Here is a 14,155-nt window from a genome sequence, read left to right as displayed (position 1 = left end):
CGACCCCGCAGCCCCAGGTGGAACGCCGAGAGCGATGGACATGCCCGCCGATACCGCCACCCCGACGATCTGATGCTGAACATCTTCGCGCGAGCGTCCGTCTCGCGAGCCCTGGACCCGCTCGGCCACGCTCTGGTGCGGGCCGGGCTGACCCCGAACGCGATGACCATGATCGGCACGGCCGGCGCGATCGCCTGTGCCCTGGTGTTCTTCCCGAACGGGATGCTGCTCGCCGGCACGTTCACCGTGTGGGGCTTCGCGATGCTCGACCTGCTCGACGGCGCGATGGCCCGGGCCCGCGGCTACGGCACCCCGTTCGGCGCGACGCTGGACGCGACCTGCGACCGGCTCGCCGACGGCGCCCTGTTCGCCGGCATCGCGTGGTGGTGCTTCGCGGTCGAGCACAACCTGCGCGCCGCGGCGGCCTGCCTGATCTGCCTCGTGCTGGCGCAGGTGATCTCCTACATCAAGGCCCGCGCCGAGGCGGAGGGCCTCAAGGCAGACGGCGGCCTGGTCGAACGTGCCGAGCGGCTGATCATCGCGCTCGTCGGCACCGGGCTGGAGGGCCTCGGCGTGCCGTTCGCCGTCGAGGGCACGCTGTGGCTGCTCGCGGCCGGCTCGATCGTCACCACGGTCCAGCGGATGCTGGCCGTCGCCACCTCCGCCAGGGAGGCGGGCTGATGGGCCGGTTCGGCGAGCGGATGGCCGACCTCGGCTACGCGGCCGGCTGGAACGTGGTGCGCCGCCTGCCGGTGCCGCTGGCGAAGGCCGGTTTCGGATTGGCCGCGGACTTCGCGGCCTGGCGCAAGGGCCCCGGCGTGCGGCAGTTGCGCCGCAACCTGGCCCGCGTCGTGCCGCAGGCGGACGAGACCGAACTCGACGAGCTGACCCGGCAGGCCGTGCGGTCCTACGCGCGCTATTGGCACGAGGCGTTCCGGCTGCCCACGATGGACGCGGACGGAATCCGGTCCCGGGTGGACCTGACGATCAGCGGCGTGGAGAACCTCGACGCCGCGCTCGCCGAGGGCAACGGCGCGGTGGTCGCGTTGCCGCACAGCGGGAACTGGGACGTGCCGGGCATCTGGGCCGTCGGCCGGTACGGCCCGTTCACCACGGTGGTCGAACGGCTCAAGCCGGAGTCGCTGTTCCAGCGGTTCGTCGCCTACCGCGAGTCGCTGGGGTTCGAGATCCTGTCCGCGGACGGCGGCACCGGTTCGTTCCGGTTGCTGCTGCAGCGGTTGCGGGAGAACCGGGTGGTGTGCCTGATCGCCGACCGCGACCTGTCCGGCAGCGGGGTGCCGGTGTCGTTCTTCGGCGAGAAGACGAGCATGCCGGCCGGCCCCGCCCGGCTGGCCGCCAGCACGGGCGCCGCGCTGCTGCCAGTGGGCAGCTGGTTCACCGAGGACGGCTGGGGCATCCGCATCCACCCGCGCATCCGCGTCGCGCACCGCACCGAGGTGCCGGCCGCGACCCAGGCGCTGGCCGACGTCTTCGCCGGCGACATCGCCGCGCACCCGGCGGACTGGCACATGATGCAGAAGCTGTGGGCCGCCGATTTCGAGGAGGCGACCTTTTCGGCGGAGGAAGCGGCGTGAAGGTCGGGATCGTCTGCCCGTATTCCTTCGACGTGCCCGGCGGCGTCCAGGGGCACGTCACGGACCTGGCGCGCGCGCTGCGCGACCGCGGGCACGAGGTGTCGGTGCTGGCGCCCGCGGACGACGACGCGGACCTGCCCGACTTCGTGCACCCCGCGGGCAAGGCGCTCGGCATCCCGTACAACGGCTCGGTGGCCCGGCTGCAGTTCGGCCCGGTGTCCTACGCGCGGGTGCGGCGGTGGCTGCGTGAGGGCGGGTTCGACGTGCTGCACCTGCACGAGCCTGCCGCGCCGAGCCTGTCGCTGCTGGCGCTGAAGGTCGCCGACGGGCCGATCGTCGCGACGTTCCACACCTCCACGCCGCGGTCCCGGACGTTGTCGGCGTTCCAGCCGGTGCTGCGGCCGCTGCTGGAGAAGATCACCGCGCGCATCGCGGTGTCCGCGCTGGCGCGGCGGGTGCAGGTCGAGCACGCCGGCGGCGACGCGGTGGAGATCCCGAACGGCGTCGACGTCGAGTTCTTCTCCCGGGCCGAGCCGCTGGAGGGGTATCCGCGGGCCGGCGGCACGATCGGGTTCGTCGGCCGGTTCACCGAGCCGCGCAAGGGCATGGACGTGCTCCTGGAGGCAGCCCGCCGCCTGCTGCCGGAGTTCCCGGAGCTGCGGCTGCTGGTGGTGGGGCGCGGCGAGGCCGACGCGCTGCGCCGGATGGCGGGCCCGGAGCTGGCGCCCCACCTGGAGCTGCTCGGGCAGGTCGACGACGCCACCAAGGCGCGGGCGCTGCGCAGCGTGGACGTCTACTGCGCGCCCAACACCGGTGGCGAGAGCTTCGGGATGATCCTGACCGAGGCGATGGCGGCCGGGACGGCGGTGGCGGCGAGCAACCTCGACTCGTTCCGCCGGGTGCTGGACGACGGGCGCGCCGGGGCGCTGTTCACCACCGGCGACAGCGCGGCGCTGGCCGGCTGCCTGCGTGACCTGCTCGGCGATCCGGCGCGGCGGACGTCGCTGGCCGCGGCGGCGGGGGAGCGGGTCGCGATCTACGACTGGCCGGTCGTGGTGACGCAGGTGCTGCGGGTCTACGAGACGGCGATCGCCGCCGACCCGCGGCGGGTCAGTGCGGAGGACGCGCCGCTGTGAACTGGTTCGTGCTGGTCGTCGCGATCGTCGCGGCGATCGTCGTGCTCGGCGGGTTGTTCCTGGTCGCCACCGCCAACCGGCTGGACCGGCTGCACGTGCGGCTGGACGCCGGGTGGGCGGCGCTGGACGCGGCGCTGGCGCGGCGGGCGGTGGTGGCGCGCGCGGTGGCGGCCGTCGACGGGGCGGCGCCGGGCCTGCGCGAGGCGGCGGACATCGCGGAGAAGGCGCCGCGCGCCGAGCGGGAGGTCGCGGAGAACGAGCTGACCCGGCTGCTGGAGTCGGTCGACCGCGCCCGGCTGCCCGCGTCGCTGGCGGAGGAACTGGCCGACGCGGAGCACCGGGTGGTGATCGCGCGGCGTGTGCACAACGACGCGGTGCGGGACACGCTGGCGCTGCGACGGCGGCGGAAGGTGCGGTACTTCAAGCTGGCGGGCACCGCGCGGCAGCCGGAGTACTTCGAGATCGCGGAACCACCGGTGCCGGGCGCTTAGGATCCGCGTATGGCTACGGAAGACTCGGCGTGCGCGGTGGCGCACGGCGCGGATGATTCGCAGGCGGGCACGCGGACGCTGGTCGCGGTGTTCGCCTCACCGGTCGCGGAGTTCCTGCTGCGCTACGGCGAGGACCTCGGCTACCGGACGCTGCTGTTCGAGCCGGACCCGTCCCGAGCGGTCCCGGGCGTGAAGGTGGCGGCCGAGTTGCCGGACCTGGACGAGGACACCGATGTCGTGGTGACCGACCACCACCGGCCCGAGCTGGGCGCCGCGCTGCGGGACGTGCTCGCGCGCCCGGTGCGCTGGGCCGGGGTGATGGGCAACCCGCGGCACGAGGGCCCGCACGTGGCGGCGCTGCGGTCGCTGGGCGTGGCCGAGGCCGACATCGCCCGGGTGCACCGGCCGATCGGCCTGGACATCGGTTCGCGCCGCCCGGCGGAGATCGCGATCGCCACACTGGCGGGGTTGATCGCGGACCGCAACGGCCGCCCTGGTGGTTTCTTCGGCCGCTGAGGCGTCCGCCGGTTCCCTCCGCAGACCGCGTGCGCGGAGCTGGTGGGCGCGAGTGCCGGCTCACTCCCGGGCGGCTCGCACCGCGGCGCCGGCGGCGGCCACGTCCAGGTCCACCACCACGAACTCGCCGTCCGGCCGGCCCCGCTCGGACACCGCGAGCCCGATCAGCGCCAGCTCGGCCGCCCGGTCGCGCAGCACCCACTGCTCCGGCGTCTCCGGCTCCACGGGCCCGGTCTCGTCGCGCTGCCAGGCGGCCACGGCAGCCTCGGCGAGCGCACGCGGCAGCCGGACGGTGATCCGGCGCTCGCCGATCGCCGTGCCGATCGCCGCCAGCACCTCCGCGTCCTCGTGGTAGCGCTTGCCGGTCATGCGGCGAGAATAGGCAACCCGCCGCGGCCCGCGCTCGTGAATTTCAGGCGTGCGCCGCCACCAGGTTGTCCGGCATCGGGTCGTAGCGCGCGTGCCGCCGGGTGAACGTCGCCGTGCCGGAGCTCAGCGACCGCAGCTCCGTGGTGTACCGCAGCAGCTCGGTCGCGGGCACCTCGGCGCGCACGATGCTCCGCCCGCCGCTCACCGACTCCGTCCCCAGCACCCGGCCGCGCCGCGAGGACAGGTCGCCGAGCACCGCGCCCAGGTACTCGTCCGGCACCCGGACGTCGACCTCGTCCAGTGGTTCGAGCAGCACCACCCGCCCGTTCGCGGCGGCCTCCTTCAGTGCCAGCGCGCCCGCGGTCTGGAACGCCGCGTCCGAGGAGTCGACGCTGTGCGCCTTGCCGTCGACGAGCGTCACGCGCACGTCGACCACCGGGTAGCCGGCCACCAGCCCGCGTTGCAGCTGCGCCCGCACCCCCTTCTCCACGCTCGGGATGAACTGGTGCGGCACGGCCCCGCCGACGATCCGGTCCACGAACTCGAACCCGGCGCCCCGCGGCAGCGGTTCGACCTCGATGTCGCACACCGCGTACTGGCCGTGCCCGCCGGACTGCTTCACGTGCCGCCCGTGCCCCTTCGCCGGCCCGGCGAACGTCTCGCGCAGGCTCGTCTTCACCGGCTCGGTGTCCACTTCGGCCCCGCCTGCCCGCAGCCGGGACAGCACGACGTCGGCGTGCGCCTCGCCCATGCACCACAGGACCAGTTGCGCCGTCTCGGCGTTGCGCTCCAGCCGCAGCGTCGGGTCGCCGGCCACCAGGCGGGACAGGTTGCGTGCCAAGGCGTCCTCGTCGCTGCGGTTGCGGGCCACGACGGCCACCGGCAGCAGCGGCTCCGGCATCGGCCACGGGCGCATCAGCAGCGGGTGCTCGGGCGAGGAGACGGTGTCGCCGGTTTCGGCCGACCCGACCTTCGTCAGCGCGCACAGGTCACCGGCGACGCAGTAGGGCACCTCGCGCAGGTTCGCGCCCAGCGGCGAATACAGGTGCGCCACGCGCTCGTCGGTGTCGTGGTCCTCGTGGCCGCGTTCGGCCATGCCGTGCCCGGACACGTGCACCGGCCGCTCGGGCCGCAGCGTTCCGGAGAACACCCGGACGAGCGACACCCGCCCGACGTAGGAGTCGACGGCGGTGCGCACCACCTCGGCGGCCAGCGGCCCGTCCGGATCGGTGCTCAGCTCGGGGTGCGGGGCGCCCTCGGGCGTGGTGACCGGCGGCAGCTTGTGCTCCAGCGGCGACGGGAAGGCGCGGACGATGCCGTCGAGCACCTCGGCCAGCCCCACGCCGGTGGCCGCGCACACCGGGATCACCGGGTGGAAGGACCCGCGGGCCACGGCCGTCTCCAGGTCCGAGATCAGCGTGTCCTCGCTGATCTCCTCGCCCGCGAGGTAGCGGTCCATCAAGGTCTCGTCCTCGCTCTCGGCGATGATGCCCTCGATGAGCTCGTTGCGCGCCTCGGTCAGCCGATCCAGGTCCGCGGGCGACGGTTCGCCCAGGCGCGGCGGGAAGCCGTCCGAGTAGTCGTACAGCCGGCGCGTGATCAGCCCGACCAGGCCCGGCTCCGGGCCGCTCGCCGGCAGGTACAGCGGCAGCACGCCGGCGCCGAACGCGTCCTGGCACGCGGCGATCTCGCCCTCGGGGTCGGCGCGGTGGTGGTCGAGGCGGGAGACGATCACGGCGCGCGGCATGCCCACCGCGGCGCACTCCTCCCAGATGGCCACCGTCGCCGGGTCGACGCCTTCGGCCGAGCACACCACGAACAACGCGGCGTCGGCCGCACGCAGCCCGGCCCGCAGCTCGCCCACGAAGTCGGCGTAGCCGGGGGTGTCGATCAGGTTGATCTTGTGCCCGTCGTGCATCACCGGCGCGACGGAGAGCCCGACCGAGCGCTGCTGGCGCACGGCCGCGGGGTCGTGGTCGCAGACCGTGGTGCCCTCCACAACGGAACCGGCCCTGGTCACGGTGCCGGACACCGTGAGCACAGCCTCGGTGAGGGTGGTCTTGCCGGAGCCGGACGGACCGACCAGGACCACGTTGCGAACCTTGACCGGGTCGTCCACAGCGACCGCGGCTCCGGCATCGACGGTGCGGGCTTGTTTGTCGGCCATGGCGGGCTCCCCGGGGACGACGCTGTCGAAAGGTGTGTCCTCGATCACACACCCGGCGAGCATGGTCCGGCAACCCCGCGCGGACAGGTTGCGCCTGCGGAGCGAAAGTGGACTGCTGAAATCGCGGCGAACTGGCCTGGGGGAGCGGTCCACCGAAACCTAGACTGGACACCGAACCCCCTCTGTGTTTCGTGAAAGGCGTTCTGTCGTGTCCGAAGTTCAGTCCAGCAGTTCCGCCACGCCCGAAACGGGCACCGCGCGCGTCAAGCGCGGCATGGCCGAGATGCTCAAGGGCGGCGTGATCATGGACGTCGTCACCCCCGAGCAGGCCAAGATCGCCGAGGACGCCGGCGCGGTGGCCGTGATGGCGCTCGAGCGCGTGCCCGCCGACATCCGCGCGCAGGGCGGGGTGGCGCGGATGAGCGACCCGGACCTCATCGAGGGCATCATCGACACGGTCTCCATCCCGGTGATGGCCAAGGCGCGGATCGGCCACTTCGTCGAGGCGCAGGTGCTCCAGTCGCTCGGCGTCGACTACATCGACGAGTCCGAGGTGCTCACCCCCGCCGACTACGCCAACCACATCGACAAGTGGGCCTTCACGGTGCCGTTCGTGTGCGGCGCGACGAACCTGGGCGAGGCGCTGCGCCGCATCAACGAGGGCGCGGCGATGATCCGCTCCAAGGGCGAGGCGGGCACCGGCGACGTGTCCAACGCGACCACCCACATGCGCAAGATCCGCGCGGAGATCCGGCGCCTCACGTCGCTGCCGGAGGACGAGCTGTACGTGGCGGCCAAGGAGCTGCAGGCGCCCTACGAGCTGGTGCGGGAGGTGGCGCAGAAGGGCAAGCTGCCGGTCGTGCTGTTCACCGCGGGCGGCATCGCGACCCCGGCCGACGCGGCGATGATGATGCAGCTCGGCGCCGAGGGCGTGTTCGTCGGCTCCGGCATCTTCAAGTCCGGCGACCCCGCGAAGCGCGCCGAGGCGATCGTCAAGGCCACCACCTTCCACGACGACCCGGACGTGATCGCGAAGGTGTCGCGTGGCCTCGGCGAGGCGATGGTCGGCATCAACGTGGACGACGTGCCGGAGCCGCACCGGCTCGCCGAGCGCGGCTGGTAGTCCTCCGCGCGGGGGCCGGTCGCGCGGACGCGACCGGCCCCCGTCGCGCGGTCGTACAGTGGTTTCCGACGTGTTCCAGGAGGTCAGGTGTCCGCGGTACCGGTGATCGGCGTTCTCGCGCTGCAGGGGGACGTGCGGGAGCACGCCGCCATGGTCGAGAGCGCGGGCGGGCGCGCCGTCGCCGTCCGGCGCGAGTCCGAACTGGCCGCCGTCGACGGGCTCGTCCTGCCCGGCGGCGAGTCCACCACCATGTCGCGCCTGCTCGAGACGTTCGAGCTGCTCGGCCCGCTCCGCGAGCGGCTCGCCGCGGGACTGCCCGCCTTCGGCTCGTGCGCGGGCATGATCCTGCTCGCCAAGCAGGCCCTGGACGGCCGCCCGGACCAGCACCAGCTCGGCGCGCTCGACGTGATCGTCCGGCGCAACGCCTTCGGCCGCCAGGTGGACTCCTTCGAGGAGGACCTGGCCTTCGCGGCGCTCCCCGGCGGACCCCTGCACGCGGTCTTCATCCGCGCCCCGTGGGTGGAAAAAGCAGGCGACGGGGTCGAGGTGCTGGCCACGGTGCCCGGCGCCGACGGCACCGGCGCTAGGATCGTCGCGGTCCGGCAGGGGCCGGTGCTCGCCACGGCCTTCCACCCGGAGCTGACCGGTGACGATCGGGTCCATCGCCTGTTCGTGGAGATGGTGCGGGACGCGGCGACGACGAGCGAGACGGAGGAGAGATGAGCGGCCACTCCAAGTGGGCCACCACGAAGCACAAGAAGGCCGCCCTCGACGCCAAGCGTGGCAAGCTGTTCGCGAGACTCATCAAGAACATCGAGGTCGCCGCGCGGACCGGCGGGGGCGATCCCGAGGGCAACCCGACCCTCTACGACGCCATCCAGAAGGCGAAGAAGAACTCGGTCCCGCAGGACAACATCGAGCGCGCCCGCAAGCGCGGCGCCGGTGAGGAAGCGGGTGGCGCGGACTGGCAGACGATCAACTACGAGGGCTACGGCCCCAACGGCGTCGCCGTGCTGATCGAGTGCCTGACCGACAACCGCAACCGCGCGGCGGGCGAGGTGCGCACCGCGCTGACCCGCAACGGCGGCTCGCTCGCCGACCCGGGCTCGGTGTCGTACCTGTTCAACCGCAAGGGCGTGGTGATCATGCCCAAGAACGACCTGTCCGAGGACGACGTCCTGATGGCCGTCCTCGACGCGGGCGCGGAGGAGGTCAACGACCTCGGCGACAACTTCGAGATCGTCTCCGAGGCCACCGACCTGATCAACGTCCGCAAGGCGCTGCAGGACGCCGGATACGACTACGAGTCGGCCGACCCGACGTTCCTGCCGTCGGTCAGCGTCCCGCTGGACGCCGAGGGCGCCAAGAAGGTCTTCCGGCTGATCGACGCGCTGGAGGACTGCGACGACGTCCAGAACGTGTACGCCAACTTCGATGTCTCCGACGAGGTGCTCGAAGAGGTCGGCGCGTGACGGGAACGTGTCCGCCCTGCGTCGGATTCCATGTGAGCGACGAGGTGCTCGAAGAGGTCGGCGCGTAACACCGCACTTCCCAAGGCCCTCCGGTGCGCCCGCACCGGAGGGCCTTGGCGTGCAAGGGGAATTTTCCACCACCGGGGGGTGTCCCGCCGCCGCCGGCGTACGGCAGAATGCCGCCCGTGACCGAGACCCTCGCGCCCGAAGAATCCGACCTCCTCGAGTGGATCGTCAACCAGGCCGAGACCCGCGGCAACGCGGTGATCTCCGTGGCGGCCGACGATTCCGGCGCGGGGTACGCGTTCACGGCGTGCGTGTGGGCGCTGCACGAGGTCCCCGAGGCCGTCGTCGTCGGGCTGCCCGAGCAGATGGCGCCGATCCTGCTCGACGCCTACGTCGACCGCGCCGCCAACGGCGAGGAGTTCGTGCCGGGCAAGGTCTACGAGGACTTCTTCGAGGGCGTGCCGGTCACCTTCGAGCGTGTCGCCAAGGGGCACTACCTCGAGTACCTGGGCAGCGCGTTCCTCGTGTACCCGGACGGCGACTTCCCCGCGCTGCAGATCATCGTCGCCACGCCGGACGGGCACTGGCCGTGGAGCGCGGACGCGCCGGAGGGGTTCGCCGACTGGCAGCCGGTGCTGACCGAGAGCGGCGCGCCGGAGAGCTGGACCCCGGGCGTCGACGGTCCATAAAGGACGATCATCGGCCCCGGCGCGTCCTGCCGGGCGCGCGCCGCCCGGCGCGGTAGCCTCACCTCGAACGCGTGTTCGGCGGCAGGAGGGTGATCGGTGCGAGTGCTCGGCGTGGACCCCGGGCTGACCCGGTGCGGGCTCGGCGTGGTGGACGGGGGGACCGGCCGTACCGTCAGCTGCGTCGCGGTGGACGTCGTCCGCACCCCGGTCGACGACACGCTGGAACGGCGCCTGCTCGCGGTCTCCGACGCCGTCGAGCACTGGCTGGACACCTACCGCCCGGAGGCGGTCGCCGTCGAACGCGTCTTCAGCCAGCACAACGTGCGCACCGCGATGGGCACCGCGCAGGCCGGGGGAGTCGTGGCGCTGGCCGCCGCCCGCCGCGGGCTGCCGGTCGTCTTCCACACCCCGAGCGAGGTCAAGGCCGCCGTCACCGGCAGCGGCCGCGCGGACAAGGCGCAGGTCACCGGCATGGTCACCCGGCTGCTCGGGCTCGCGCAGGCGCCGCGCCCCGCCGACGCCGCCGACGCGCTCGCGCTGGCCATCTGCCACCTGTGGCGCCAGCCGATGCGCGACCGGCTCGCCGAAGCCGAGGCGCGCGCGGCGGAACTCGCCCGCGCGCACAAGGCCCGGCTCGCCGCGGCGGCGAAGTCGGCGGGCGCCGTGGCGGCGGTGGCCCCCCGCCGGGCGAACACGCGGACACCAGGGAAGGGAGTGCGGGGATGATCTCCTCGGTCCGGGGCGAGGTGCTCTCGGTCGGGCTCGACCACGTCGTGGTGGAGGTCGGCGGGGTCGGTCTCGCGGTGCAGGCCACGCCGTCGACGCTGGCCACGCTACGGCGCGGCGAGGAGGTCCGCCTCTACACGTCGCTCGTCGTGCGGGAGGACTCGCTGACGCTGTTCGGCTTCGCCGACGCCGAGGCCCGCGAGCTGTTCGGGCTGCTGCAGACCGTCTCCGGCATCGGGCCGCGGCTGGCGCTGGCCGCGCTGGCCGTGCTCGACCCGGACAAGCTGCGCACCGCGCTCGCCGAAGGCAACATCACCGTGCTCACCCAGGTGCCGGGCATCGGCCGCAAGGGCGCCGAGCGGCTCACCCTGGAACTGCGGGACAAGGTCACCGCGGCCGGCGGGAGCGCCGAGACCACCGCGGCCCCGGCGGCGGGCGCGGTGCGCGCCGAGGTCGTCGAGGCGCTCACCGGCCTCGGCTTCCCCGCCAAGCAGGCCGAGCAGGCCGTGGAGAAGGTGCTGGCCGCCGGTGCGGCCGACACCACCCCGGCCGTGCTGCGCGCCGCGCTGAGCACCCTCGGGCGCAAGTGAGGCTGCTGACGCGTGCACGATGAAGAGGTGACCGAGCACCCGGCGGACGAGACCCTCTCCGCGCTGCCCCAGCTGGGCGAGCGCGAGATGGAGACGACGCTGCGTCCGAGCAGGCTGAGCGAGTTCATCGGCCAGCCGCGCGTGCGTGAGCAGCTGGAACTGGTGCTGGAGAGCGCCCGGCGGCGCGGCGTGCCGCCGGACCACGTCCTGCTGTCCGGCCCGCCCGGCCTGGGCAAGACGAGCCTGGCGATGATCGTCGCGGCCGAGCTGGACGCCTCGATCCGCATCACCTCCGGCCCGGCGCTGGAACGCGCCGGCGACCTCGCCGCGATGCTGTCCAACCTCGCCGAGGGCGACGTGCTGTTCATCGACGAGATCCACCGGATCGCGCGCCCCGCCGAGGAGATGCTCTACCTGGCGATGGAGGACTTCCGCGTCGACGTGGTCGTCGGCAAGGGGCCGGGCGCCACCAGCATCCCGCTGGAGATCGCGCCGTTCACCCTGGTCGGCGCCACCACCCGCTCCGGCGCGCTGACCGGCCCGCTGCGCGACCGGTTCGGCTTCACCGGTCAGATGGAGTTCTACGCCGACCACGAGCTCGACCAGGTGGTCCGCCGCTCGGCGAAGATCCTGGACATCGAGATCGACGCCGAGGGCAGCGCGGAGATCGCCCGCCGCTCGCGCGGCACGCCCCGCATCGCCAACCGGCTGCTGCGCCGTGTCCGCGACTACGCCGAGGTCCGCGAGGACGGCAAGGTCACCCTGGCCGTCGCCCGCGCCGCGCTGGCCGTCTACGACGTCGACGAGCTGGGCCTGGACCGGCTGGACCGCGCGGTGCTGTCGGCGCTGGTGCACTCCTTCGGCGGCGGCCCGGTCGGGGTGTCCACCCTCGCCGTCGCGGTCGGTGAGGAACCGACGACGGTCGAGGAAGTCTGCGAGCCCTACCTGGTGCGCGCGGGTATGCTCGCGCGCACCCCGCGTGGCCGGGTGGCGACGGCGAGTGCCTGGGAGCACCTTGGTCTGCGCCCCCCGCCCCGCCCGGACCAGGCAGGGCCTACCCTGTTCGACTAACCGGGTGCTGGCCTGGTCAGTGGTGCCTGGCACACTCGAAAGAGCACATCCGGACAAATTGGTGAGCGGCCGGGCGTCGCACACCGAATGGAGAATCATGGAACAGCTTTTCCTGCCGTTGCTGCTCATGCTCGTCGTGGCGATCCCGCTGGTGATGGGCACCCGGAAGCAGAAGCGTGCCGTGCAGGAGCAGCAGAAGCTGCAGAGCAGCCTGTCCGAGGGCGACCGGGTGATGACCACCTCCGGCCTGTACGGCACGGTGGCGGACACCAGCAGCGACACCACGATCGACATCGAGATCGCGCCCGGCGTCGTGACGACGTGGCTGCGCCAGGCCGTGCGCGAGAAGGTCGCCCCCGAGGTGGCCGACGAGGTCGAGACCGAGGACGACGTGGCCGAGACCGCCGAGGTCACCGAGACGGTCGAGGCGCCCAAGGCCGAGGCCGGCGAGAAGGCCGCTGCTCCCTCGCTGGAGAGCGAGAAGAAGTAGCCCGACGAAGGGCAACACCCCGGCGTCCGGTGGTGACGCCGGGGTCAACGCCGCGTTCACAACGCGGCGAGTAGTGTCTGCGTACCGCCGCGTAGGCGGCACGAACCCCGCAGCTGACCGTCGAGGAGAACGACCACCGTGGCACCACCGGCCGGGCGGATCCGCCCGGGACGCTATCTCGGCTTCTTCGTCCTGATCGTGGTCGTGCTCTACGCCCTGGTGTTCTTCACCGGCGGCGGGAAGCCCACGCCGAAGCTGGGCATCGACCTGCAGGGCGGCACCCGGGTGACGCTGAGCGCGCGCACCCCGGACGGCTCCGCGCCCTCGCGCGAGTCCCTCAACCAGGCGCGCCAGATCATCGAGACCCGCGTGAACGGGATCGGGGTCAGCGGCACCGAGGTGGTCCTCGACGGCGACAACATCGTGATCACCGTTCCCGGCGAGCAGGGCGACCAGGCCAAGAAGCTCGGCCAGACCGCCCAGCTCGGCTTCCGCAAGGTGATCGACGCGCAGACGGTGACCACCCCGCCGGTCGCGCCGCCGCCGGGACAGGCCGACGACCCGGCCGCGATCCAGCAGGCCAAGGCCACCCGCCAGGCCGCCGACCTGGTCACCGGCACCGGCGACTCGCTCGCCGCCGGGCCGAACGCGTCCGCCGCGCTGACCGCGTTCACCTGCTCCACCCAGGACCCGCTGCGCGGCAACGACGATCCGAACCTGCCGCTGCTCACCTGCGACCAGACCGGCACCGAGAAGTACCTGCTCGGCCCGGTGTTCCTGAAGGGCACTGAGATCGACAACGCGGTGTCCTCGTCGCCGGCGCAGAACAAGCCGCAGTGGACCGTGGACCTCACCTTCAAGTCCGAGGGCCGCCAGGTCTGGGCCGACTTCACCACGGCCAACATCGGCCAGCGCGCCGCGTTCGTGCTCGACACGCAGGTCGTGTCCGCGCCGACCATCCAGAGCGCGATCCTCGACGGCAACACCCAGATCAGCGGCAACTTCACGCAGGCGCAGACCAAGGACCTCGCCGACGTCCTGAAGTACGGCTCGCTGCCGCTGTCGTTCACCTCCTCCGACGCCACCACCGTGTCGGCGACGCTCGGCCTCGCCTCGCTCGAGGCGGGCCTGATCGCCGGCGGCATCGGCCTCGCGCTGGTGTTCGTCTACTGCCTGGTCTACTACCGCCTGCTCGGGGTGCTCACGGTCGTCTCGCTGGCGTTGTCCGGCCTGATCGTCTACGCGGTGCTGGTCCTGCTCGGGCGGTGGATCAACTTCACGCTCGACCTGGCCGGCGTCGCCGGGTTCATCATCGCGATCGGTGTCACCGCGGACTCGTTCGTGGTGTTCTTCGAACGGCTCAAGGACGAGATCCGCGAGGGCGGCCGCAGCTTCCGCTCCGCGGTGCCGCGCGGCTGGGTGCGCGCCCGCCGCACGATCCTGGCCTCGGACGCGGTCATGTTCCTCGCCTCCGCGGTGCTGTACGCCATCGCGGTCGGCGACGTCCAGGGCTTCGCGTTCACCCTCGGCATGTCGACCGTGCTCGACCTGATCGTGGTGTTCCTCGTGACGCACCCGCTGGTCGCGCTGGCGTCGAAGTCGAAGTTCCTGTCCCAGCCGAAGCTCACCGGCCTCGGCGGCGTGCAGACGCTGGCCGCGGAGCGCCGGTCCGCGCGCAAGGTGCCCGCCGGCGCGGGCGCGAAGGAGTCCTGAC

Annotated in this window: 16 protein-coding genes; 14 read left to right on the top strand and 2 right to left on the bottom strand. The window is 72.8% G+C overall.

Annotation, left to right across the window (positions count from 1 at the left end; translation table 11 throughout):
• The first annotated feature begins 72 nt into the window (after nt 1-72).
• From pgsA to AMYTH_RS0111685, 5 genes are read left to right on the top strand one after another with little or no spacing between them, the layout of a single operon-like run.
• A complete protein-coding gene (gene pgsA, locus AMYTH_RS0111705; protein ID WP_027930481.1) occupies nt 73-681 on the top strand; it encodes a phosphatidylinositol phosphate synthase in 609 nt (202 codons plus the stop codon).
• Nucleotides 681-1,595, top strand: a complete 915-nt coding sequence (locus AMYTH_RS0111700) for a phosphatidylinositol mannoside acyltransferase (RefSeq protein WP_027930480.1) — start codon at nt 681-683, stop codon at nt 1,593-1,595. Before pgsA ends, AMYTH_RS0111700 begins: the two co-directional genes overlap by 1 nt.
• Entirely contained in the window at nt 1,592-2,731 is a 1,140-nt protein-coding gene (locus AMYTH_RS0111695) for a glycosyltransferase family 4 protein (protein ID WP_027930479.1), read from the top strand. Before AMYTH_RS0111700 ends, AMYTH_RS0111695 begins: the two co-directional genes overlap by 4 nt.
• Nucleotides 2,728-3,222, top strand: a complete 495-nt coding sequence (locus AMYTH_RS0111690; RefSeq protein WP_017987953.1) for a hypothetical protein — start codon at nt 2,728-2,730, stop codon at nt 3,220-3,222. The genes AMYTH_RS0111695 and AMYTH_RS0111690 overlap by 4 nt, the downstream gene beginning before the upstream one ends.
• A gap of 9 nt (nt 3,223-3,231) precedes the next feature.
• On the top strand, nt 3,232-3,738 hold the full coding sequence (locus AMYTH_RS0111685; RefSeq protein WP_027930478.1) for an XdhC family protein: 507 nt from the start codon (nt 3,232-3,234) through the stop codon (nt 3,736-3,738).
• Nucleotides 3,739-3,798: 60 nt separating this feature from the next.
• Here AMYTH_RS0111685 and AMYTH_RS0111680 read toward each other — a convergent pair whose 3' ends face one another.
• Both AMYTH_RS0111680 and AMYTH_RS0111675 read right to left on the bottom strand, forming a co-directional pair.
• The gene (locus AMYTH_RS0111680; RefSeq protein ID WP_027930477.1) at nt 3,799-4,107 is read right to left on the bottom strand and encodes a hypothetical protein; all 309 of its coding nucleotides are present in this window, start codon (nt 4,105-4,107) and stop codon (nt 3,799-3,801) included.
• A 43-nt stretch (nt 4,108-4,150) separates the two neighbouring features.
• Nucleotides 4,151-6,274: an elongation factor G-like protein EF-G2 gene (locus AMYTH_RS0111675; protein WP_027930476.1), complete on the bottom strand. Its 2,124-nt coding sequence runs from the start codon at nt 6,272-6,274 to the stop codon at nt 4,151-4,153.
• A 208-nt stretch (nt 6,275-6,482) separates the two neighbouring features.
• Between AMYTH_RS0111675 and pdxS the strand changes: the two genes are divergently transcribed.
• From pdxS to secD, 9 genes are all read left to right on the top strand, one after another.
• Entirely contained in the window at nt 6,483-7,397 is a 915-nt protein-coding gene (gene pdxS, locus AMYTH_RS0111670; protein WP_027930475.1) for a pyridoxal 5'-phosphate synthase lyase subunit PdxS, read from the top strand.
• Between the two features lie 87 nt (nt 7,398-7,484).
• Complete coding sequence (pdxT, locus tag AMYTH_RS0111665; protein WP_017987958.1) at nt 7,485-8,120, top strand: pyridoxal 5'-phosphate synthase glutaminase subunit PdxT; 636 nt, start codon at nt 7,485-7,487, stop codon at nt 8,118-8,120.
• Nucleotides 8,117-8,869, top strand: coding sequence for a YebC/PmpR family DNA-binding transcriptional regulator (locus AMYTH_RS0111660; protein WP_020420710.1), 753 nt, complete (start codon nt 8,117-8,119; stop codon nt 8,867-8,869). The genes pdxT and AMYTH_RS0111660 overlap by 4 nt, the downstream gene beginning before the upstream one ends.
• A gap of 176 nt (nt 8,870-9,045) precedes the next feature.
• On the top strand, nt 9,046-9,564 hold the full coding sequence (locus tag AMYTH_RS0111655) for a DUF4262 domain-containing protein (RefSeq protein WP_027930474.1): 519 nt from the start codon (nt 9,046-9,048) through the stop codon (nt 9,562-9,564).
• A gap of 96 nt (nt 9,565-9,660) precedes the next feature.
• Entirely contained in the window at nt 9,661-10,290 is a 630-nt protein-coding gene (ruvC, locus tag AMYTH_RS0111650; RefSeq protein ID WP_084022571.1) for a crossover junction endodeoxyribonuclease RuvC, read from the top strand.
• Complete coding sequence (ruvA, locus tag AMYTH_RS0111645) at nt 10,287-10,880, top strand: Holliday junction branch migration protein RuvA (protein ID WP_027930472.1); 594 nt, start codon at nt 10,287-10,289, stop codon at nt 10,878-10,880. Before ruvC ends, ruvA begins: the two co-directional genes overlap by 4 nt.
• A gap of 12 nt (nt 10,881-10,892) precedes the next feature.
• Nucleotides 10,893-11,951, top strand: a complete 1,059-nt coding sequence (ruvB, locus tag AMYTH_RS0111640; protein ID WP_369794346.1) for a Holliday junction branch migration DNA helicase RuvB — start codon at nt 10,893-10,895, stop codon at nt 11,949-11,951.
• Between the two features lie 97 nt (nt 11,952-12,048).
• On the top strand, nt 12,049-12,441 hold the full coding sequence (yajC, locus tag AMYTH_RS0111635; RefSeq protein WP_027930471.1) for a preprotein translocase subunit YajC: 393 nt from the start codon (nt 12,049-12,051) through the stop codon (nt 12,439-12,441).
• Nucleotides 12,442-12,579: 138 nt separating this feature from the next.
• Entirely contained in the window at nt 12,580-14,154 is a 1,575-nt protein-coding gene (secD, locus tag AMYTH_RS0111630) for a protein translocase subunit SecD (RefSeq protein WP_027930470.1), read from the top strand.
• The last annotated feature ends 1 nt before the right edge of the window (nt 14,155 follow it).

Origin of the sequence: Amycolatopsis thermoflava N1165, assembly GCF_000473265.1 — a bacterium.
In the GTDB taxonomy this organism is placed as follows: Bacteria; Actinomycetota; Actinomycetes; order Mycobacteriales; family Pseudonocardiaceae; genus Amycolatopsis_E; species Amycolatopsis_E thermoflava.
The sequence above is the reverse complement of the archived record's forward strand: the minus strand, read 5'-3'. Positions and strand labels throughout refer to the sequence as shown.

What these genes read in the sequence shown, in the direction of transcription:
- pgsA (WP_027930481.1), top strand. Translation starts at nt 73, where the DNA reads ATGCTGAACATCTTCGCGCGAGCGTCCGTCTCGCGAGCCCTGGACCCG.
- AMYTH_RS0111700 (WP_027930480.1), top strand. Translation starts at nt 681, where the DNA reads ATGGGCCGGTTCGGCGAGCGGATGGCCGACCTCGGCTACGCGGCCGGC.
- AMYTH_RS0111685 (WP_027930478.1), top strand. Translation starts at nt 3,232, where the DNA reads ATGGCTACGGAAGACTCGGCGTGCGCGGTGGCGCACGGCGCGGATGAT.
- AMYTH_RS0111680 (WP_027930477.1), bottom strand. Translation starts at nt 4,107, where the DNA reads ATGACCGGCAAGCGCTACCACGAGGACGCGGAGGTGCTGGCGGCGATC.
- AMYTH_RS0111675 (WP_027930476.1), bottom strand. Translation starts at nt 6,274, where the DNA reads ATGGCCGACAAACAAGCCCGCACCGTCGATGCCGGAGCCGCGGTCGCT.
- AMYTH_RS0111660 (WP_020420710.1), top strand. Translation starts at nt 8,117, where the DNA reads ATGAGCGGCCACTCCAAGTGGGCCACCACGAAGCACAAGAAGGCCGCC.
- AMYTH_RS0111655 (WP_027930474.1), top strand. Translation starts at nt 9,046, where the DNA reads ATGCCGCCCGTGACCGAGACCCTCGCGCCCGAAGAATCCGACCTCCTC.
- ruvA (WP_027930472.1), top strand. Translation starts at nt 10,287, where the DNA reads ATGATCTCCTCGGTCCGGGGCGAGGTGCTCTCGGTCGGGCTCGACCAC.
- yajC (WP_027930471.1), top strand. Translation starts at nt 12,049, where the DNA reads ATGGAACAGCTTTTCCTGCCGTTGCTGCTCATGCTCGTCGTGGCGATC.